Genomic DNA, 21,056 nt, shown 5'->3' with positions numbered 1-21,056 from the left:
ACGATGTGCACGAATAATACACAAGGTTCACAAAAAAACTTGGGAGTTATATAGTTTTTTATGCAAAGAAATATGCAGGGATTTCTGCAAGGAAATCTTCCATCAGGTGGAGTTAATTTCTACTCATCTGTAATTTTTAACCTGCAATTTGCAATTTGCAATTTATAATTTATGATTTATGATCTGTAATTTACAATCATAACCCGTCTAGGATTTCCATCAGATGCGCTTCTGTCTGCACCAGCACATCGCGGGGTTTGCTGCCCTGTGATTTGCCTACAATGCCCGCCATTTCCAGCTGATCCATGATCCTGCCTGCGCGGTTGTACCCCAGCTTCATTTTGCGCTGTATCAGCGAGGTGCTGCCTACCTGGTTGGCTACGATCAGTTTGGCGGCTTCATCAAAGAGCGAATCCCTGTCGCTCAGGTCAGCGCCGTTGCCAGCCAGTTCTTTATCGTCTACATATTCAGGAAGCAGGTAAGGCTCGGGGTACCCTTGTTGCTCGCCGATAAAATGTACAATTTTATCTACCTCGGGCGTATCTACAAATGCACATTGCAGTCGGGTGATAGCGCCGTTGTAGCTGATAAGCATATCTCCTTTGCCGATCAGTTGTTCAGCGCCGCCCGCATCCAGGATGGTACGGCTGTCTATCTTGGACGAAACTTTAAATGCGATGCGCGCAGGAAAGTTTGCTTTAATAATCCCTGTGATAATGTTTACAGACGGGCGTTGCGTGGCAATGATCAGGTGTATGCCCACGGCACGCGCCAGTTGTGCTAGGCGCGCTATCGGCAGCTCTATTTCTTTGCCGGCAGTCATGATCAGGTCGGCAAATTCATCTATCACCAGCACAATGAATGGCAGGAACTGGTGCCCTTTTTCGGGGTTAAGCCTGCGTTTTACAAACTTCTCGTTGTATTCTTTTATGTTGCGGCAGGCGGCTTCTTTTAGCAGGTCGTAGCGGTTGTCCATTTCAATGCACAAGGCATTCAGGGAGGTCACCACTTTTTTGGTGTCGGTGATGATGGCTTCATCTTCCCCCGGCAGCTTGGCAAGAAAATGATTTTCTATTAAACGATAAATACTTAGTTCAACTTTTTTAGGGTCTACCAGTACGAACTTCAGTTGCGACGGATGTTTTTTGTAGAGCAGTGAGATCAGCAGCGCATTGATGCCGACGGATTTTCCCTGGCCTGTAGCGCCTGCCATCAGCAGGTGCGGCATACTGGCAAGGTCTACGATAAAGTTTTCATTATTAATCTTTTTGCCAATAGCAATCGGCAATGAAAAATTATTGTTCTGAAATTTTTCAGACGAGATCAAAGCGCGCATGCTCACTGTGGTCTTGTTCACATTGGGCACTTCAATGCCAATGGTGCCGCGGCCGGGTATAGGCGCAATGATGCGGATGCCCAGCGCTGCAAGGCTCAGCGCAATATCATCTTCCAGGTTTTTAATGCGTGAAATTCTTACACCCGGTGCAGGAACAATTTCATAAAGCGTTACGGTGGGGCCTACAGTGGCTGAAATACGCTGAATCTGTATGTCGTAGTTCTTCAGCGTGTTGATGATCTGGTTTTTATTTTCTTCCAGCTCTTCCTTATCCATGATCACTTTTTCGGTACCGTGCAGCTCAAGCATATCCAGCTCGGGATATTTATAATTGCGCAGGTCAAGTGTGGGTTCGTAATCGCCCTTTACCTCTATCCTGGCAGTTTTTTCTTCTTTGCCAATAATTATTTCTGAAGGAATGTTTTCGTTGTTTTGGGTAAGTTCCAGGTCAGGAATATCTTCTGCCTGCACGGGCTTGGTGGGTGTCATGGGCACTCTCGGTACAATATCTTCAGTAAACTCAGGCTCTTCCGTCAGGATAAACTGCTCTTCCTCCTCGTTGTTTTCCATTAATTCTTCTTCCTCATCTTCATCTATCAACGTAAATTCTTCGCCATCGTCTTCAGCAGGTGTTTTGGGCATGATCACCGCCACGCCTTTTTTATGTGTATCATTGTTTGTCTCCAGGCTTTCATCGATAAACAGTTTGGCCTCATCGGCCTCAGCAGCCGTTGCAGTGTCATTTTCTTCCAAAGAACCATTGGCTGCTTTTCGCTTTTTGCCCGCAGCAAATTTCAATGAAGGGTTCATCTGCCAGATTACGTAAAACAGGCCGACTGTAATCAACAGTATCATGGTGCCCAGTTTGCCTATCCATTTTATCAGCCAGTCTTTTATCAGCTCGCCGGTAGCGCCGCCCCAGGAGAATTCTGCTCCCTGCGTAAAGAAAGCCAGCGAAATACTGATTACCAGCAGGCCTGCAACGATATATTTAAAAGTTCTCCACAGCCTGAAAACTCTTTTGCCTGCAAACAGGTTGATGCCCATGGCAAAAAAGAACATGGTAATGAGAAAAGCTGCTATGCCAAAGCCATTATAGATCAATGAATGGCCTGTGTATGCACCCAGCACGCCAAACAGGTTTTCTACCTCTGCATCCTTTACGCTAAAAACCTTTACACCATATCGCTGCACAATATCCTGGTCTTCGCGCCAGGTAGAAATATAAGAAGCCAGTGAGATAAAAAGAAATAAGCCTATAAGTATACTTAGTATGCTCAGTGTTAGTTTAAGCCTGTTATCTTTTGGTGTATCGGTTACAGGAATTTCTTCCTTGGGTGTATTTGCCATTTGCCTGTAATAATAAATAAATTTTCCTACCTGCAAAAGTAAATGAAAAGTTGAAAGTATCCTTAGCACAAAACTGTTTTAGCAATTATCAGGTATATTTGCCGAAAAATAACCTGTTGATGAATGCACGTACTGCTGCCGAAAGCCTGACCATCATGAGTGAGCTTGTTTTGCCCGGGCATACTAACCCGTTTGATAATTTACTGGGCGGTCAACTGATGTACTGGATGGATATTGCCGCTGCCATCTGCGCTGTAAGGCACAGCGGTATGCCAAGCATGACAGTAAGCGTAGACAACCTGAGTTTTAAAACACAGGTGAAGCGTGGCTCTACAGTTACTATTGAAGCTAAAGTTACGCGTGCATTTACCTCATCCATGGAAATACACATTCAGGCGTGGACTGCTTACCTTGACCATACGGCCAGAGAGCTGAGCAATGAAGCCTATTTTACGTTTGTAGCATTGGATGCTGAAGGCAAGCCTGCAAAGGTTCCTGAGCTGATACCTGAAACCGAGCAGGAAAAAATATTGTACCAGGGCGCAATGCGAAGGCGTCAACTGCGGCTGATACTATCGGGCAAAATGAAAGCAGACGATGCACAGGAGCTCAAAGAGATATTTAAATAGAAAATGCTGCAACTCTAACAAGGCTACAGACAAACCATGAATGCAAGATGTATAAAAGTTTAGAAGAATGCTTACTGGACCTGGAAAAAAATCACCAGCTCGTCCGGGTAAAAGAAGAGGTGGATCCTTACCTGGAAATGGCAGCTATCCAGCTTCGTATGTACGAAGCCAAAGGCCCGGCTTTACTATTTGAAAATGTAAAAGGTACCCAATTCCGTTGTGCCGCCAATATTTTCGGCACCTTGGAGAGAAGTAAGTTTCTCTTTCGTGATACTTTGAAAAAAGTTCAAAATATTATCGCCCTGCGGGAAAATCCCATTAACGCAATTAAAAGCCCGCTGAAAAATATAGGCAGCGGACTGGCTGCTATCAACGCTTTGCCCCTGAAAACATCTGCCGGCAAAGGCAGGTTCAGGGAAATAAAGATTAGCGACCTGCCGCAGATACACCACTGGCAGATGGATGGCGGCGCTTACATTACGTTGCCGCAGGTTTATACAGAAAATATCGATAAGCCGGGTATAATGCATTCCAACCTGGGCATGTACCGCATTCAGTTGTCAGGCAATGAGTTTGTTGCTGACAAAGAAATAGGCTTGCATTACCAAATTCACCGCGGCATAGGTGTGCATCAGTCGCTCACCAATAAATACAACAAGCCACTGAAAGTGAGCATATTTGTGGGAGGGCCGCCTGCACACACGCTTTCAGCAGTAATGCCCCTGCCGGAAGGACTGAGCGAAATCTTATTTGCCGGCTTGCTGGGCGGCAGGCGTTTCAGGTATTTTTATGAAGACGGTTTCTGCATCAGCGCAGATGCGGATTTTGTTATTACAGGTGAAATTTATCCGGAAGAAGTAAAGCCCGAAGGGCCTTTCGGCGACCATTACGGTTATTACAGTCTCAAACACGATTTTCCTTTGATGCGCGTACATAAAGTATACGCCAAAGAGCATGCCATCTGGCCATACACGGTTGTAGGCAGGCCGCCGCAGGAAGATACCAGCTTCGGGCAGTTGATCCACGAGATCACAGGCGATGCCATAGGGCAGGAAGTACCCGGCCTGAAAGAAGTGCATGCCGTAGATGCTGCAGGTGTACACCCTTTACTGCTTGCTATCGGCGAAGAGCGGTACACGCCATTTTATGGCAACAAAGAACCGCTGGAACTGTTGACCATAGCCAACCGTACGCTTGGCACCGGACAGCTGAGCCTGGCCAAGTACCTGTTCTTAACAGCAGACAAGAAAAATATATTAAGCACACATCATGTAGAAGATTACCTGCAATTTATTTTTGAAAGGATCGATCTTGCCAGAGACCTGCATTTCTTTACCGAAACTACCATTGATACCCTGGATTATACAGGCACAAAATTAAACCACGGAAGTAAAGTTGCTTTTGTGGTGCATGCCGATAAAAGGCGAGCGTTGTGTAAAGAAGTTCCTGTATGTTTAAAGGAAATGAATAATGAATTCTATAATCCGCAACTTGTAATGCCCGGCATCATTGCTTTACAGGCAAATCAATTCAGCAATTATGATACTGCTGAAAAAGAAATGGGCAGATTGAATGATGCATTGAAAGATAAAAAAGAATTAGGTTCAACCGGCCTGATAGTGATTTGCGATGACAGCCCCTTTACGGCTAAGCATACTGCTAACTTTGTATGGGTAACTTTTACACGCAGCAATCCTTCTCACGATATATATGGTATCAACAGCTTTATCAAATTCAAACATTTCGGCTGTGACGGTCCCCTGGTGATTGATGCCAGGAAAAAACCCCATCATGCGCCTGAACTGGTCATAGACGAACAAACAGCAAAAAATATTAACAGGCTCTGGCAGAAAGGCGGCAGCCTGTATGGAATACAATAAAATTTATGGATAAAAAACCAACACTGTTTACAGTACTTTCACCCAAACTTACAGACCTCTACAATCTTGATGGATGCATCGTTGTGATCATTGACGTATTCAGGGCTACTTCCACCATTGCATCAGCTTTATACAACGGCGCCGAGAGGGTAATACCGGTAGCGCAGGTAGATGCGTGTATAGAAATCGGTAAAGAACTAAATGCCATTACTGCAGGAGAGCGCGACGGTAAAATCATTGAAGGACTGCTGCATGGTAACTCGCCCCTGGAATACAGCCGGGAATTTATTGAAAATAAAACATTGGTACTTACCACCACCAATGGTACACAAATGCTTCACCTGGCGCTGGAGCGGGGAGCAGACGAAATTATTACCGGCTCGTTTCCCAACTTAAACAGTGTATGCGCGCATTTAAAGTTGCGCAGGAAGAACGTGATACTGGCATGCTCCGGCTGGAAAAACCGGTTCAATATGGAGGATACACTGTTTGCGGGAGCTGTTATCGACAACGTGAAAGATTTTTTTGAAATTCATTGTGATAGCAGTCTTATGGCACAAAATTTGTTTAAAGTTCAAAAAAAGGATTTAAAAACTTTTGCTGCTTTAACAACGCATTGGCATCGTTTAGCAAAATATGGTTTAGAAAACGATATGCTGTATTGCCTTTCTGAAAATGTTGCAGATGTTTTGCCTTTTTACGATAAAACCAAACAGTGTTTATATTCTAAAACAAGTATTGACTAACAAATTAAAAAAAACAAAATGAAAAAATTATTCGTTGGAGCTTTTATCCTGGGAGCAGCCCTTTTGGGGTCGCATCAGGCATCTGCACAAAGTTATAAAACAGCAGGTGGATTATTTGTAGATTTCGGTGATGGTTCTACCGCTGTAGGCCCCGCCCTGAAACAATCTATCGGCGGACCCAATGCATTACAGGGCATGGTGTTATTTGCTGATAATACTGTAGTTCTTGGCGGTGAATATTCTTACAACAAATCTATCCCTGGAGCTAATGGATTAGACTGGAACATAGGTTTTGGTCCGCAAGTGTGGATAGGTAAGGATAATTCTGCATTTGCTATCAGGCCTACATTAGGTTTGGAATATACTATTCCGAGCGCGCCTATAAATATCGGGTTAGACTGGCGTCCTCTATGGGCATTGAGTGATGGCTCTAATTTCGCTGCCGGCCGTTTCGGACTTGGCTTGAGGTATATTTTTAAAAGATAAACTTCCATAAAACTATTACTCAGAGCGGGCTGTTATGCCCGCTTTTTGTTTGTGTTTAATTTTTTATGCGCTGAAATTATTTACTTTTGCAGTTAATGAGATCAAAAACATTAAACAAAGATAAAGTCAATATCATAACGCTGGGTTGCAGCAAAAACCTGGTTGACAGTGAAGTGCTGAGCGGGCAACTAAAAGCTAACGAGATTGATGTGGTACATGAAAACAAACACCACGACCATAATATTGTAATCGTAAATACCTGCGGGTTTATAGATAAGGCCAAGGAAGAAAGCATCAATACCATATTGGAGCAGGTTGATCTCAAAGACAAAGGAAAGCTCGATAAAGTGTATGTTTCAGGCTGCCTCAGCGCCCGCTACAAAGATGTGCTGGAAGAAGAAATTCCCGGTGTGGATGCCTGGTTCGGTACTATGGAGCTGCCGCTTATATTGCAAAAATTTAATGCAGATTATAAAACAGAATTATTAGGCGAACGCCTGCTGAGTACGCCCACTCATTATGCCTATTTAAAAATAAGCGAGGGCTGCAACCGTACCTGTTCCTTCTGTGCCATTCCGCTTATGCGCGGCACACACATAAGCAAACCTATGGAGCAGGTAGTGGAAGAGGCCAGAACGCTGGTAAAAAGAGGCGTTAAGGAGATAATGGTGATAGCGCAGGAGCTTACTTATTATGGCCTTGATCTTTATAAAGAACGCAAGCTGGCAGAATTGCTGAGCAGGCTGTCTGATGTGGAAGGCCTTGAATGGATCAGGTTGCATTATGCCTACCCTAATAAATTTCCTATGGATGTACTGGATGTAATGCGCGAAAGAAAAAATATCTGCAACTACCTGGACATGCCATTACAACATGCCAGCAACAACATGCTGAAAGCTATGAAGCGCCAGAGTACACGCGAAGAAATGGAACAGCTGGTAAAAGCTATCCGCGAAAAAAATCCTGATATTTGCCTGCGTACCACACTCATTACCGGCTTCCCGGGAGAAACGCTGGAAGATGTGGAAGAGTTAAAAGACTTCCTGGTTAAAAATGAATTTGACAGGGTAGGGATCTTTACCTACAGCCATGAAGAAAACACATCGGCTTACGGCCTGGAAGACAATGTTCCGGAAGAAGAAAAACGCAGGCGTGCAGAAGATATTATGTCCGTACAGCAGGAGATAAGCCTGGATAAAAATTTAGAAAAAATAGGCAAAGTATTCAAAGTGCTGGTAGATAAAAAAGAAGCCGGCAAGTACATCGGCCGCACTGAATACGACAGTGTGGAAGTGGACAATGAAGTGATCATCAGCTCGAGGCGGCCTTTGGTTATCGGCGAATTTGTGCAGGTGAAAATTACTCATGCTTATGATTACGACCTTGAAGGCGTATTGGTAGAACGTTCAAATCATTAAACAAATTTTTTTGCTACAATATTTACCTTATAGCTCCACAGGTTTCTTTTCAAAAACCGTAAACGATTATTTAAATGCAAGCGCTGCGCTGCGCCGTTTTTACAGGCACGACGTGAGTTATAACGGTGTAAAGGAAGCCATGACTTCGAGGGAATATTTTCCTACCGACAGGGATATGCTTGCCGAAGTGCTGGAAGCGCAATACCGCCATTTGCAGCCGCACGCCAGGGTTAAGGAAAATATTGCTTTACTCAAAGAAAGAAATACATTCACCATTACCACGGCACATCAGCCGAATCTATTCACCGGGCCGCTGTATTTTATTTATAAAATAATACACACCATTAAAATTGCTGCTGATTTAAAGCTGCAGTTTCCGGCTAATAATTTTGTGCCGGTTTATTACATGGGTAGTGAAGATGCTGACCTGGATGAGCTCAACCATATAGAGATCCATGGGAAGAAATATACCTGGAACACAACACAGACGGGCGCTGTGGGCAGAATGCTGGTCGATGATGAACTGATGGGATTAATCCGTGAAGTGCATGGACAATTAGGCGTAAACCCTTTCGGTAATGAGTGGATTGATGTATTGAACAGGGCTTACACAAAGGGTAAAAGTATACAGCAAGCCACTTTTGAGTTGGTGCATGAATTATTTGCAGCTCACGGGTTGATTGTATTGATCCCCGATAATGCCAGGTTGAAGAAAGTTTTTGAGCCGGTTGTGGAAAAGGAATTGTTGGAGCAGTTCTCGCATCAGGCAGTAAAAAAGACGGCTGAAGCGCTCAATGATGCGGGCTATAAAATACAGGCTTCCGGCAGAGAAATCAATTTATTTTACTTACTTGGAGATAAGCGCGAACGCATTGAGCCGCTTAGCGATCAATATGTGGTGAACAATATGGGCATCACTTTTTCTAAAGAAGAAATACTTCAAGAGTTGTATAGCTATCCCGAACGCTTCAGTGCCAATGTGGTGTTGCGGGGGGTGTTCCAGGAAATAATTTTACCCAACATTATTTTTGTGGGCGGCGGCGGAGAACTGGCCTACTGGCTTGAGCTCAGGGGTGTGTTCGATAAAGTGGGGGCGCCTTACCCGATGCTTATTCTAAGAAATTCTTTTTTACTGTTAAATGAAAAGCAGCAGTCTATCATAGACAAACTACAGCTCGCTCCGGAGGACCTGTTCAAAGAAAATTTTGAGATACTAAACCTTATTTCACAACATACAGGCCGGGCTATATCACTGAATAGCGAAAGAAAGGAGCTCGAAATTTTTTATAACCATCTTCGTGAAAAAACTGCACAGGCAGACTCTACGCTGGCTCAGCATGTGCAGGCCCTGGGAAGGCAGGCAGGCAGAAAGCTTGCAGCCTTGCAAAAGAAAATAGATAGCGCACAGCGAAAAAGGCTTGATGCCGAGGCCAGGCAGCTAACAAAATTGAAAGAACAGTTATTTCCTCACAATTCACTCCAGGAGCGTGTGGAAAACTTCGGATCCATATATTCAGTATACGGAAAAAGTGTTTTAGATACCTTGCTGGCTGCATCTAAAACACTTGATTCTGAATTTTGCCTGCTTACACTTACAAATAATTAAAGTTGGTTTCGGGGGTTATCGCCAGCACAGTTTTATAGATCAGTTGCACTGTGTTTTCAATATCCTCTTCATGCAGCATTTCTACGGTTGTGTGCATGTAACGCAGCGGTATGGATATCAAAGCCGAAGGGCAGCCGTCATTGGCATAGGCAAAGCTGTCTGTATCTGTGCCGGTGGAAGTGCTTACCGCCTGTAGCTGTAAGGGTATTTTATTTTTACGAGCTGTTTCTTCTATCAGCGCCCGAAGTTTGTTCTGCACGGCAGGGCCGTAAGTCAGCGCCGGTCCGTTGCCGCAGGCTGTATCACCCTGGATATTTTTATTGATCATAGGTGTTTGGGTATCGTGGGTCACGTCGGTAATGATAGCTACATCGGGTTTTAGCCTTCTGGCGATCATCTCTGCGCCGCGCAGGCCAATTTCTTCCTGTACGGCATTTACAATATACAAGCCAAAAGGCAGCTTCTTTTTATTTTCTTTTAAGAGTTTGGCCACCTGTGCTATCATAAAGCCGCCGATGCGGTTGTCAAATGCCCTGCCAACCAGGAAACCATTGGCAAGCCTGTCGAACCTGTCCTGGTAGGTAACAGTGCATCCTACGTGGATGCCCATTGCCTCCACCTCTTTTTTGGACGTAGCCCCGCAGTCTAACCAGATATTGTCCAGTTCAGGCGTGCTTTCTTTTTTGGCATTTTTGCGTGTGTGAATGGCCGGCCATCCGAACACTGCTTTCACCGGTCCTTTTTTGCCATGAATAAATACACGCAGGGAAGGCGCTATCTGGTGATCGCTGCCGCCATTTCTTTTTACGTAAATAAAACCTTTGTCGTTAATATAGTTTACAAACCAGCCGATCTCGTCTGCATGCGCTTCAATCACCACTTTGAAAGGATGTTCCGGGTTAATGACGCCTACTGCCGTGCCGTATGGATCAATGATCCTGGTATCAATATATGGTTCTATATAATCCAGCCATAATTTTTGGCCGGTAACTTCAAATCCTACCGGCGAGGCATTATTAATATAACTTTCCAAAAACTCAAACGAAGCTTTATCCAGTATGCTTTTAGGTGATTTTTTACTCATTGATATAAAATTTTGATAAAGATAATTTTTTTACAGTAGTGAAACACTTCATGGAAAATTTACGTATACACGATATTGGTAACACTGGCTTAATTTTAAATTAATTTTAGTTTAATAAGCAATTGCTTAGAAATCAAATTAAAACATTATCTTTGCACTGGTCAAAACTAATGAAAAAGATTGCATTTCTTGTATTTTGTTAATTTTAATAGAAGCTGGCATTAAGTTTGATATAATTATATCAACCCTAAAGCCGATAAATATTTAAATTATTAAATATTTAAAACACAGTTATGAAGCAAATAATTTTACTTATCAGTATTATTTCCTCTCTGTTTACATATAATACAGATGATGAAGCTTCTACTTTCGCTGAAAAACTAAAAGGTGGCTGGACACTTACACCCGGCAGCAAAATTTCCTACTATGATGCATTCAACAACCTGGTTGATGAAAGGATTGTACCTTTAAGCGTTTCAGGTACCATCCTACACATACAACCTCAAAACCTCATAATCAGGGATAATAAAAATAATGTAAAAAACCTGGTTTATCAATTGGATGAAAATTCTTACAATTCGGGCAAAATGACTGTTCAGGAAATTGCATCAGCCGATAATAAAGAGATCATTTCGCTTTTAAGCGCTCAAAATCTTTCTCTTTCCAGCGATAAAAGCAATGCTTTGCGTATCCAATGTGCATACGAGAAAAACTACTCCTCTGATATTTTAGATAAGTCTGTTGATTTCGATCATGCAGTGGTAGAAATGGTGTTTAATAAAAACAGCTTGTTTTCAGATCTCATCTTACCTTATTAATTCCAATTAATCACAATACCAGTTAATGCTTTCAGCAGCATGAGCCCGTCTATAACCAACAGGTAAAAAAGGATGGGTTTTCTTTTGGTAAGGCCCATCACCACAAGGTAAAGGCAGGCTGCTATAAAACTGTCGGCCACGAAGTTGGTTGCAGGTACCCCGGCTGCGATATTTTTTACAAAGCTGAAGGCTGCGTACAACAGGCATACAGGCAGCAGTATTTTATAAATGGTATTTTTAAGCCCCCATTTTACTACAAAGGTTTTTACATCTCTGTTCGCATCATCGGCATAATCCTTAATGTCGAACATGATACAAAGTATGGATACAAACAACCAATAATCCAGGAAACAGTACATGGTTCTGAGAGATACCATAGGTGTGTGATCATAAAAAATATAGTTGAACAATGCAGGGTAGCATACAATGGCTCCGGCCCACACAAAGCCGATGACAAAAGGTTTCAGCAGCCCCTTATTTCTCAGGGTGAAATGCAAGCCCGGGAAATAAATATGGCCATAATAAAATATAGAGACGGCAGGAAACACAAGTGCGATCAATAAAAATTCTCCGTTGATCTTATGATACTGGCCTGAGGTGCGGTAAAGCAGCATGTAAAGCGATACGGCCGCAGCAAAAACAAGGGCTATTTGTGCATAAAAAATGGTTATGGCATGTTTGCGGTACCAGTTAAACCGGCGGTTTTTGTCATTGATTATCGCAGGCTTTCTCTGCCGGTGCAATTTGAAAATGCCCGCATATGCAAATGTATAGTACAGTATGGATGCGCAGAAGATGAAAGTAAAATAGAATATACCGGGTAAATTAATTTGCTGAAATATAACAGAATCATCGGTCATAGCCACCATACAGATACCATAAAACACATTGCTGAAAAAGAATAAATCTGTAAATCTTTTCATTAATACTTCAAAGTAAGATAAAATCTCGTTTTCTTTGCAATTATTCCATGGATAACCATCTTATTGAACATATTTTTTCAGGAAGCTTTCTTACAGATGAAGACATACTGCGTGTGTTCAGCTTTCAGTACGCATACAATATTGTTTATCGTGAATGGTGCGATTCTATCGGAAAAAATGTGAAGAATGTGCGTGCAGTTAAAGACATTCCTTTTATGCCTGTATCGTTTTTTAAAACGCACCGGGTTGTTTGCGGCATGTTTGAGCCTGAACTGGTTTTTGAAAGCAGTGGCACTACCGCCACCGTTAACAGCAGGCATTATGTAAAATATGAAAGCCTGTACGAAAAAAGTTTTACCACCTGTTTTGAATATTTTTATGGAAATATTCATGAATACTGCATCATAGGGCTATTGCCTAATTACCTGGAACGTAGCAATTCTTCACTGGTGAAGATGACCGATACGCTTATCAGGCTGTCAGGCAATGAATACAGCGGCTATTATTTATACGACTTTGAGGCATTGGCTGCATTGCTGCGCAAGCTGGAATCCGAAGGCAGGAAAACCTTGTTACTGGGCGTAACTTTTGCGCTGCTTGATTTTGCCGAACAATATTCCATCCCACTGAAGCACACCATCATTATGGATACAGGCGGTATGAAAGGCAGGAAGAAGGAAATGACACGCGCGGAAGTGCATGGCATCTTAAAAGACAGCTTTGGCGTACCTGCTGTACATTCAGAATATGGCATGACGGAATTACTAAGCCAGGCCTATTCAAAATCTGAAGGACAGTACCGTTGCCCGCCGTGGATGCGCATACTGGTGCGCGAAGCATCTGACCCTTTTGCTTTACATGCGGCAGGGCGTGGATTGATCAACGTGATTGATCCGGCTAACCTATATAGCTGTAGCTTTATTGCCACCGATGATGTCGGTGTGGCGCATCCGGATTATTTTGAAGTTTGGGGCAGGCGCGATAATAGTGACCTTAGAGGGTGCAGTTTGTTGACATTATAAAGATTTATGCGATCTTTGCACAGCATTAAACTTTTTAACAGTAAATTTATCTTACATACAGTCTGAAAAAACCGATAATAAACCTGACAAAAAAATATACAAAAATGAAATGCAGCATAAAAATCTCTGGACTAATACGGTAATTATCCAGGCGCTAAACAGCAATGAATTTTATGTGGCATTCCATTTTAACAATTAAAAATAAATAAATACATAGAAAATGAAAAGACTTATATTTTCTCTTTGTGCCTTGATGCTGGTAGCTGCCGCAGATGCGCAGGTGAGAAGAGGCAACATGATCACAGAACGTACTAAAATAGGCATACAGGGCGGTTTGAGTGTAGCGAGCCAGACCTTTGCTACACTGGATGGAGATTGGAGTAGTAACCCAAGATATGGAGGCCTGGCAGGCGTTTCCCTTGAAGTGCCTATTAAAAACGGCTTATATTTCCAGCCGGAATTAAATTATGTAAACATGGGTTCAAGATATAATGGCGAGGTTGCTTTAGATAATGGTAAAAAGGAAATGGCACAGTTAGTAGATAACTTCAACTATGTACAGTTGCCGTTAATGCTTAAATATCGCCCATTGTATTCAGGCTTTGGCATATTCGGTGGTCCGCAAGTAGGGTTGCTTACGCACATGAATTCTGAAGCGCCGGGTGTTGGTAATAAAAAAGATTTTACCAATCTGTACAAGAAGTATGATATTGGCGGCCTGGTGGGAGTAGAATACTATTTCCCTAATGCAGATGACCGCGCTCCTCAATTCGGTTTAGGCCTCCGCGCACAAATAGGCTTTACGGATGTTAACGGGCCTTCAGAATCCAGCTATGGTTCACGAAGAAATAATGGTATACAGCTTACTGCCGGGGTGAGATTCTAAAAAAAATAAAATTAGTATACATAATGAGCTGTCTGCGGACAGCTTTTTTTATTTTTGACCTCTTGTTTTAGGATAAATACCTGACCTTATGCAAAAGAAAATATCGCTGCGCATTCTGCCTACTGACTTCTCAGCAGATGAAATGTTGAAAAAAGCTGTAGAAGAACAGGCAGGCTTAAAAGCCGGAAGCATTACCGGCTACCATATTTTAAAGAAATCACTGGATGCACGCAGCAGGCAGATATGGATCAATCTGACGCTGAATGTATTTATAGACGAACCTTTTCAGCAAAGAGCTGTGAAACCCACAGCATTTAAAGATGTAACGCACGCATCTGGTAGTGTAGTTGTTATCGGCGCAGGGCCGGCAGGCTTATTTGCCTCGCTGAAGCTGATAGAGAAAGGCATAAAGCCTGTGATCCTGGAGCGGGGCAAAGATGTAAAAGCCCGCAGGCGCGACTTAGCCATCCTAAACAAAGCAGGTGAAATAAACCCAGAGAGCAATTATTGTTTCGGTGAAGGCGGCGCAGGCACGTACAGCGACGGTAAGCTCTACACCCGCAGCAATAAGCGCGGCAGCATAGATGATGCACTCAATATTTTTGTACAGTTCGGCGCCGGAGAAAATATACTCTACGAGGCGCACCCTCATATTGGTACCAATAAACTCCCCAACATTATTACTGCCATGCGCCAGCATATCATCAACTGCGGCGGGGAGGTACATTTTGAGCAAAAAGTTACAGATATAATATTAGAGCATAACCGGGTAACATCTGTAAAAACGGCTGATGGCAACAGTTTCAGCGCCGATGCCTACATTCTTGCCACGGGACATTCTGCGCGCGATATCTTCCGTTTGTTGCACGCAAAAAATATATTGATAGAATCCAAGCCTTTTGCGTTAGGCGTGCGCATTGAGCATCCGCAGGAGTTAATTAACCGCATACAATACCATTGCACTGCCGAAGAAGCAGAAAGACAATTATTGCCGCCGGCCTCTTACGGGCTGGTGCAGCAGGTAAATGAGCGGGGTGTATTTAGTTTTTGCATGTGCCCGGGGGGCGTTATTGCAGCTGCGTCCACTGATCATGCGGAGCTGGTGGTGAACGGCTGGAGCCCCAGCAAAAGAAACAACCCGTTTGCCAACAGTGGAATGGTAGTGCAGGTGGATCAACAGGATGCTTACCATTATTTTAAAAATAAAGAGATTGACATTAAAGACCCTTTGTTGCTGATGAATTTCCAGCAAGCTGTTGAAAGAAAATGTTACGCATCGGGTGGTGGCAGGTTTGTAGCTCCTGCCCAGCGTATGGCTGATTTCAGCTATAATAAAGTATCTTCCACACTTCCAAAATGCAGCTACATCCCGGGTGTAAACAGTGTAAATATGCAGGAGGTGTTGCCCGGATTTGTATTTCAGCGGTTGCAAAATGCTTTCAGGGGATTTGGTAAAAAAATGAAAGGCTATTTCACCAATGAGGCTATTGTGCTTGCAACCGAGAGCCGTACATCAAGTCCTGTGCGCATTCCCCGCGATAAAGAAACGTTGCAGCATATACAGGTAGCCAATCTCTATCCCTGTGCAGAAGGCGCAGGCTATGCCGGCGGTATCATCAGCGCGGCCATGGACGGACAAAATGTTGCCGTTGCTATAGCTGAAAAGCTCAGTGATACTCGCTGAAAACCATCCTTTGTGCTATATCTGTAAACCAGCCTAACTATTGCCGGATGATAAAAGCATCAACTTCATTTGATAATACATTGCCTGCTGCATGGCAACTTTTGTGTATTGTATGATCATATGAGGAATATGGGCACGCGAGGATTGAATCAATGAATTATTTGATCTCTATCCATACGGGTGCATGGTCGCTGCTGCCTTCAGCCGCGCGGATTTCGCGGTCTACACCTGATTTCTTCAATCGTTGGGCAATGTGTGGGCTCAGCAGGAAAAAGTCGAGCCTGAGTCCGGCATCTCTTGCGAATGCGTTGCGCATATAGTCCCAGAAAGAATATTCCGGTGTGGAAGGGTGCAATTTTCTTACGGCATCTGTCCAGCCTTGTTTCAGGATCTCTTCAAAAGCCTCCCTGCTTTCGGGCCTGTACAAAGCGTTGTTGATGTATTTCTGTGGTTTGTACACATCCAGCTCTGTAGGCATTACATTGAAGTCTCCTGCCAATATCACGGGTACATCATATTCGTAGAGAAAGCATGCATGTTTTCGCAGCCTTTCAAACCATCGGAGTTTATAATCAAACTTTGGCCCTGGGTAAGGGTTTCCGTTGGGCAGGTAGATACATCCAATGATCATCTGGTCAATAATTGCTTCTATGTACCTGCTTTGTGAATCATCTTCCTCTCCGGGCAGTGTTGTGCGGAGTTCCTGTATTTCTCTGTTTCGTGCCAGGATAGCTACGCCGTTCCATGTTTGTTGTCCTTTCCAGATGGCGTTGTAGCCGGCGGCTTTCAATGGTTCTTCAGGAAATGATGACTGGTTCACTTTCAGTTCCTGTAAACAAACAATGTCGGGCTTGCGCTGCTCCAGCCATTGCAGCAACAGTGGCAGGCGTCGGTTTATACTGTTGATATTGTACGTTGCTATGATCATTGGCGGTTTATATTTTTTGTTGGCATGTAGCGTTTAAAAATTTTCTTTACCATAAGGGCGCGATCAAATCCACTAAAGACACCAGTCAGAATTTCTTTGTAAAAAAGTTTATGCCTACTCTGAGCCTTGTGTTTTAAAAACTAAAATGGAACCAGAAGTGCACAATGGATATGCACCGTTCACAAAGCTAATCATTATGTTGTTTGTGTAATGCTTGTGTGTAGCGTTAGCGCCACGTTATTTAATTAAAAAGGAAAACCCAGCTGCGGCGAACCAGCCGTCTTTCTCTACCAGGCTTTTGCTCGTGCTTGCATCTAACTTACTGTTGTTGCCCAAAAAGTAGCTGTAATTCAATCCTGCAAAATGATTGGGCGATGTGGCGCGCCTAACATTTCCATAAACTTCAACACCAATTTTTGAAGAAGCTGAAACGCTGTAGCCGAGCATAGTTGCATACATCCAGTCGGGGTCAATAGTTGCGCCATTCCATTTTGTTGCCAAATTATAGTTCAGGTTGAGCTTACCTGATAATTTGTTTTCAAAGATCAACCTTAATTCCGGCGCCCAATGCTTATTTCGCAAATCTTTAGACCCTGTGAAAGGTAGGTCAGAAGCTAATAAAACTGCAACGGAAGGGAAGCCGTTGCGTTCCGCTGCCAAAGCAATTTTAGTTCCCAGCTGCAGTGGCTGCAGCCCAGTCTGCGTCTCGTTTGTGAGCAGGTCTTTGGTGGAGCTTAACTCCGTTTTCAGGCGCAGCTCCATATTTTTGCCGATGCCATATCTTAGGAAAGTATTAGGCAGCCGGGTTGCCATTCGTTCTCCTGCGCCTCTCTTTCAAAACCGATTTCTGTAACCAGCTGGTTGATGCCTGTAATAGATCCGGACACGCCATTGCCAGGCCTGTCGGCTTCAATCTGTTTTTGTTTTTGCGCCAGGGCTGTTTGGGTGATCAATAAACAGATCGCCAGTGATTGTATTAGTTTCATTCGTATACTTTTTGCGTTCGCAGGAGGCTAATAATTTTGCCCCGCTTTAGCGGGGAGAAAGATATTTATTGTACCGGCAGCTCTCCGTCTCTATGATATTTACCAGAGTGCATTTAATTTAGCCGGTAAGTTTTTATAGGTTCGGTGCTGTAATGCAAATCCAAAGATTCTTGCATGTGCACTGGAAAGTAATTTTAGTTGTGCTCCTGATCATTTTTCCGCCAGGTTTTCAAAATTTTTGATGGCTTTGCGCATATCAATGCCTTTGCCGATCACGGGTTTAAAGATATCTCCTAATGATTTGATGCGGTCCATTGCATTGTGGATGTTGAAGTCAGACATCTTTAAACCTTTTTTTACTTCGCTCCACTCCAATGGCATGGAAACAGTAGCGCCCGGCTTTGGCCTTACGGAATAAGGCGCTGAAACCGTTGCCTGTGGCCGGTTTTGCAAAAAATCGATATACATTTTTCCCTGCCTGTCTTTTACTGCGCGCTCAATGCTTGTAAATTCAGGAATGCGGCTGTGCACCATCTTGGCAATGGCTCGCGCAAACTCCTTGGATTGTTCATAGGTATATTTGGCCCTTAAAGGAATATAAATGTGTATGCCTGTAGAGCCGCTGGTCTTAGGGTAGCCGGTAATGCCCAGGCTTTCCAGCACTTCACGGGTTACCTGTGCAGCTTCGATGACCTGTTCAAAAGTATTTTCGGCCGGGTCAAGATCCATAATGCACCAATCGGGGTAATCTTCTTTTTTCACCGTGCTGTGCCAGGGGTTCATTTCTATGGCGCCCAGGTTGGCCATGTATAGCAGGCTTGCCTCGTCTTTTGCTACAAGGTATTGCCTGTCACGGTTATCGGCATCGCTGTGATAGAGATAGGTTTCTATCCATTCGGGCGCGCGTCCTGTAACATCTTTATAGAAAAAGCTTTCGCCTTCAATGCCGTTAGGGTGGCGCAGCATGGATTGGGGCCTGTTTTTCAGGTAAGGCAAAATATAAGGCGCTACCTGGTAATAATAATTGATGAGATCTCTTTTGGTGATTTTTTCTTTTGGCCAGAACTCTTTGCTCAGGTTGGTGAATTTCAGCTCGTGGCCGTTGACCTTTTTTACCTGTGTTTTTTCTGTAGGATTTAATAGTGTTCGCCTTTCTTTTTTATCTGCCGGTTTTACAATGGTTGACTCCTCCCTGTCATTGGCCTGCTGTACGATTTGCCCGGTTGGTAATTCATTTTCCATAACTACTTCTTTAGCGCTTTTATCTGCGCGCATACCTTCAAAAGAGGGGTGCCGCATGATACCGTCCGAGGTCATTTCTGCAAAACTTACTTCACATACCAGTTCAGGTTTTAGCCAGGTAGCCATAGCGTGCGGCGGGTTCGGGCGAAAACGAGAAGGTTTATTGATATCTGGTATTTCTTTGAAAGGCGGCGTGTCAATAATGATTTTTTCAAACTGATCCATCATTTCTTTTTGCATCTTGCGGTTAAACCCGGTACCTACCTTGCCGGTGTAATGCAGCCTGCCATTGTCATAAACACCTACCAGCAATGCGCTGAACAGTTTATTGGTATCATCATTTTTTGTGAAGCCACCAATCACCATTTCCTGTCGTTTATTGGCTTTGATTTTCAGCCATTCTCTGGAACGGGCATTAGTAGTATATACGCTGTCGGCTTTTTTGGCGATGATACCTTCCAGTCCCATGTTCTTTGCAGCTTCAAAGAAATCTATTCCTGATTCACTAAAGTCAGTGCTAAGCCGGATAATGCCTTCGCCTGGCAATTGCGAACGCAGTATTTCTTTTCTTTTAGATAATGGCAGCTGGCTGAGGTTTTTGCCGTCCAGCCATATCATATCGAACACATAATAATACAAGGCTCCGTCAGCTTCGCTACGCCAGTTTTGCAATGCGCCGAAATTGGACTTGCCGTTATCATCAATCACCACGATCTCGCCATCCACAACCGCATGGATGCCCCAGCTTTTCAGCGCCTCATAGACAGGATAAAACTTTGCCTCGAAACCCTTATCATTCCTTGATTTCAGTATCACTTCGCCTTCATTCATGAATGCTACGGCCCGGTATCCATCCCATTTTACTTCATACAACCATCCTTCGTCCTCAAAAGGTTTGTCTACCAGTGTAGCCAGCATAGGTTTTAGGCTGGTGTAAAAAGGTTGATCCGGTGCATCGGCAATCAATGCTGACACAGCTAACTGTTCAGGCTTTTTTTTTATTGTTCCGGTTTTTGTTGCAGATTTTTTCGCGGCAGTCGTTGACGGAGCGGATTTTTTAGCAGCAACTTTTTTTACAGTATTTGAAGCTTCTTTCTTTTCCTGTTCCGGCGGCTGGCCATAAAAATTTGAGGAGGTTTTTTCCACCTGCTCCAATGTTTTTTTTGAGATGACAGATTTATCTTTCAGTAAAATATCTTCCGTGGATGCATATTTATCATTGATCTTAAAAAGCAGCCAGGCATTCTCTCCACGGCCATGGGCTTTGATCAGTGCATAATCGCCTTTCAGTTTTTTACCTTTCAGGGTGATCTTTAATTTACCCGCGTGGAGCTGATGCCGCAATTCTTTATCTTGTGTATCTTTATCCTTTGCTGTTGATTCTGCCGGTTCATAAAACCCTTCATCCCAAACGATAACGGTACCTGCGCCATAGCCGCTTGGAATAATCCCCTCGAATGTACGGTAGTCATACGGATGGTCTTCTACCATCATTGCCAGCCTTTTTACGGAAGGGTCTGTAGAAGGGCCTTTGGGTATTGCCCAGCTTTTGAGCACGCCTTCCATTTCCAGCCGGAAATCGTAATGGAGGTGAGAGGCATCATGCTTTTGAATTACAAAGCGCAGCTTGTTGTCATCAGATTTGCCGCCTGTAGGCTCGGGGCTTTTTTTAAAGTCCCGTTTTTGTTTATATTTTTCGAGGCTCATAGTTCAGATTATGTGGTGAGTATATTTAGTGAATCAAATACTATTCCACTTTGAAAATGATTCAGGTACAGGCTGGTAGAATTGTTTACAATGTGTAAGGGAGTTCATGTGTATATTTTTCATTTTTCTTAATGGTCACATGGAATAGCCTTTATTCATTCGCGGTTGGTATGCAACCTTGCTTATGGTTATTTCATGTGTGTATATTTATTTGTTTTTTCAGTTGCCACATGGAATAACCATTTTTTTAGATTCAATACTCATTCCCGTATAGATTCCTAATCTTTATGGTTATTTCATATGTGTATATTTTATTTTTTCTTTA

17 protein-coding genes are annotated in these 21,056 nt (G+C 43.4%); 10 read left to right on the top strand and 7 right to left on the bottom strand.

Translation table 11 applies throughout. From position 1 onward, the window contains the following. Positions 1–196 precede the first annotated feature (196 nt). On the bottom strand, positions 197–2,755 hold the full coding sequence (locus tag OD355_RS00185; protein ID WP_263036419.1) for a DNA translocase FtsK: 2,559 nt from the start codon (positions 2,753–2,755) through the stop codon (positions 197–199). A 50-nt stretch (positions 2,756–2,805) separates the two neighbouring features. Between OD355_RS00185 and OD355_RS00180 the strand changes: the two genes are divergently transcribed. From OD355_RS00180 to bshC, 6 genes are all read left to right on the top strand, one after another. Beyond that, positions 2,806–3,315 (top strand): acyl-CoA thioesterase, encoded by a 510-nt coding sequence (locus OD355_RS00180; RefSeq protein WP_263036418.1) that lies wholly within the window; start codon positions 2,806–2,808, stop codon positions 3,313–3,315. 47 nt (positions 3,316–3,362) lie between these two features. After that, a complete protein-coding gene (locus OD355_RS00175) occupies positions 3,363–5,195 on the top strand; it encodes a UbiD family decarboxylase (protein ID WP_263036417.1) in 1,833 nt (610 codons plus the stop codon). Between the two features lie 5 nt (positions 5,196–5,200). After that, positions 5,201–5,941, top strand: a complete 741-nt coding sequence (locus OD355_RS00170; RefSeq protein WP_263036416.1) for a 2-phosphosulfolactate phosphatase — start codon at positions 5,201–5,203, stop codon at positions 5,939–5,941. Positions 5,942–5,959: 18 nt separating this feature from the next. After that, the gene (locus OD355_RS00165; protein ID WP_263036415.1) at positions 5,960–6,427 is read left to right on the top strand and encodes a hypothetical protein; all 468 of its coding nucleotides are present in this window, start codon (positions 5,960–5,962) and stop codon (positions 6,425–6,427) included. 95 nt (positions 6,428–6,522) lie between these two features. Beyond that, complete coding sequence (gene rimO, locus OD355_RS00160; protein WP_263036414.1) at positions 6,523–7,845, top strand: 30S ribosomal protein S12 methylthiotransferase RimO; 1,323 nt, start codon at positions 6,523–6,525, stop codon at positions 7,843–7,845. Between the two features lie 10 nt (positions 7,846–7,855). Then, complete coding sequence (gene bshC, locus OD355_RS00155) at positions 7,856–9,451, top strand: bacillithiol biosynthesis cysteine-adding enzyme BshC (RefSeq protein WP_263036413.1); 1,596 nt, start codon at positions 7,856–7,858, stop codon at positions 9,449–9,451. Here the strand turns inward: bshC and OD355_RS00150 are convergent. Further along, positions 9,438–10,535: a M42 family metallopeptidase gene (locus tag OD355_RS00150; protein WP_263036412.1), complete on the bottom strand. Its 1,098-nt coding sequence runs from the start codon at positions 10,533–10,535 to the stop codon at positions 9,438–9,440. The two genes, bshC and OD355_RS00150, sit on opposite strands and share 14 nt — an antisense overlap. Before the next feature lie 293 nt (positions 10,536–10,828). Between OD355_RS00150 and OD355_RS00145 the strand changes: the two genes are divergently transcribed. Further along, the gene (locus tag OD355_RS00145; RefSeq protein WP_263036411.1) at positions 10,829–11,353 is read left to right on the top strand and encodes a hypothetical protein; all 525 of its coding nucleotides are present in this window, start codon (positions 10,829–10,831) and stop codon (positions 11,351–11,353) included. Here OD355_RS00145 and OD355_RS00140 read toward each other — a convergent pair. Continuing rightward, a complete protein-coding gene (locus tag OD355_RS00140; RefSeq protein WP_263036410.1) occupies positions 11,350–12,276 on the bottom strand; it encodes a UbiA prenyltransferase family protein in 927 nt (308 codons plus the stop codon). The genes OD355_RS00145 and OD355_RS00140 overlap by 4 nt on opposite strands. A gap of 47 nt (positions 12,277–12,323) precedes the next feature. Here OD355_RS00140 and OD355_RS00135 point away from each other — a divergent pair, with 47 nt between their 5' ends. The 3 genes from OD355_RS00135 (at position 12,324) to OD355_RS00125 (ending at position 15,868) form a co-directional block, all read left to right on the top strand. Beyond that, positions 12,324–13,298, top strand: coding sequence for a LuxE/PaaK family acyltransferase (locus tag OD355_RS00135; RefSeq protein ID WP_263036409.1), 975 nt, complete (start codon positions 12,324–12,326; stop codon positions 13,296–13,298). A 220-nt stretch (positions 13,299–13,518) separates the two neighbouring features. Beyond that, positions 13,519–14,184 (top strand): porin family protein, encoded by a 666-nt coding sequence (locus OD355_RS00130; RefSeq protein WP_263036408.1) that lies wholly within the window; start codon positions 13,519–13,521, stop codon positions 14,182–14,184. 88 nt (positions 14,185–14,272) lie between these two features. Continuing rightward, positions 14,273–15,868 carry an NAD(P)/FAD-dependent oxidoreductase gene (locus OD355_RS00125; RefSeq protein WP_263036407.1) on the top strand — a complete coding sequence of 532 codons (1,596 nt, stop codon included), beginning with the start codon at positions 14,273–14,275 and terminating at the stop codon, positions 15,866–15,868. Between the two features lie 157 nt (positions 15,869–16,025). On the opposite strand, the gene xth is transcribed toward OD355_RS00125, so the two are convergent. The 4 genes from xth to ligD all read right to left on the bottom strand — a co-directional run bounded on the left by xth (position 16,026) and on the right by ligD (position 20,731). Continuing rightward, entirely contained in the window at positions 16,026–16,796 is a 771-nt protein-coding gene (xth, locus tag OD355_RS00120) for an exodeoxyribonuclease III (protein WP_263036406.1), read from the bottom strand. Positions 16,797–17,033: 237 nt separating this feature from the next. Then, entirely contained in the window at positions 17,034–17,609 is a 576-nt protein-coding gene (locus tag OD355_RS00115) for a transporter (RefSeq protein ID WP_263036405.1), read from the bottom strand. Next, positions 17,579–17,782: a hypothetical protein gene (locus OD355_RS00110; RefSeq protein ID WP_263036404.1), complete on the bottom strand. Its 204-nt coding sequence runs from the start codon at positions 17,780–17,782 to the stop codon at positions 17,579–17,581. Before OD355_RS00110 ends, OD355_RS00115 begins: the two co-directional genes overlap by 31 nt. A gap of 210 nt (positions 17,783–17,992) precedes the next feature. Next, the gene (ligD, locus tag OD355_RS00105) at positions 17,993–20,731 is read right to left on the bottom strand and encodes a DNA ligase D (protein ID WP_263036403.1); all 2,739 of its coding nucleotides are present in this window, start codon (positions 20,729–20,731) and stop codon (positions 17,993–17,995) included. Positions 20,732–21,056: the final 325 nt, after the last annotated feature.

Source organism: Haoranjiania flava, from assembly GCF_025631005.1.
Taxonomy (GTDB): domain Bacteria; phylum Bacteroidota; class Bacteroidia; order Chitinophagales; family Chitinophagaceae; genus Haoranjiania; species Haoranjiania flava.
Note: the sequence above shows the minus strand (reverse complement) of the source record. Positions and strands in the feature narration are given on the sequence as shown.

Excerpts from the sequence above, each read along its gene's own strand:
- OD355_RS00180 (WP_263036418.1), top strand. The coding sequence starts at position 2,806 with ATGAATGCACGTACTGCTGCCGAAAGCCTGACCATCATGAGTGAGCTT.
- OD355_RS00175 (WP_263036417.1), top strand. The coding sequence starts at position 3,363 with ATGTATAAAAGTTTAGAAGAATGCTTACTGGACCTGGAAAAAAATCAC.
- OD355_RS00170 (WP_263036416.1), top strand. The coding sequence starts at position 5,201 with ATGGATAAAAAACCAACACTGTTTACAGTACTTTCACCCAAACTTACA.
- OD355_RS00165 (WP_263036415.1), top strand. The coding sequence starts at position 5,960 with ATGAAAAAATTATTCGTTGGAGCTTTTATCCTGGGAGCAGCCCTTTTG.
- rimO (WP_263036414.1), top strand. The coding sequence starts at position 6,523 with ATGAGATCAAAAACATTAAACAAAGATAAAGTCAATATCATAACGCTG.
- OD355_RS00150 (WP_263036412.1), bottom strand. The coding sequence starts at position 10,535 with ATGAGTAAAAAATCACCTAAAAGCATACTGGATAAAGCTTCGTTTGAG.
- OD355_RS00145 (WP_263036411.1), top strand. The coding sequence starts at position 10,829 with ATGAAGCAAATAATTTTACTTATCAGTATTATTTCCTCTCTGTTTACA.
- OD355_RS00140 (WP_263036410.1), bottom strand. The coding sequence starts at position 12,276 with ATGAAAAGATTTACAGATTTATTCTTTTTCAGCAATGTGTTTTATGGT.
- OD355_RS00135 (WP_263036409.1), top strand. The coding sequence starts at position 12,324 with ATGGATAACCATCTTATTGAACATATTTTTTCAGGAAGCTTTCTTACA.
- OD355_RS00130 (WP_263036408.1), top strand. The coding sequence starts at position 13,519 with ATGAAAAGACTTATATTTTCTCTTTGTGCCTTGATGCTGGTAGCTGCC.
- OD355_RS00125 (WP_263036407.1), top strand. The coding sequence starts at position 14,273 with ATGCAAAAGAAAATATCGCTGCGCATTCTGCCTACTGACTTCTCAGCA.
- xth (WP_263036406.1), bottom strand. The coding sequence starts at position 16,796 with ATGATCATAGCAACGTACAATATCAACAGTATAAACCGACGCCTGCCA.
- OD355_RS00115 (WP_263036405.1), bottom strand. The coding sequence starts at position 17,609 with ATGGCAACCCGGCTGCCTAATACTTTCCTAAGATATGGCATCGGCAAA.
- OD355_RS00110 (WP_263036404.1), bottom strand. The coding sequence starts at position 17,782 with ATGAAACTAATACAATCACTGGCGATCTGTTTATTGATCACCCAAACA.
- ligD (WP_263036403.1), bottom strand. The coding sequence starts at position 20,731 with ATGAGCCTCGAAAAATATAAACAAAAACGGGACTTTAAAAAAAGCCCC.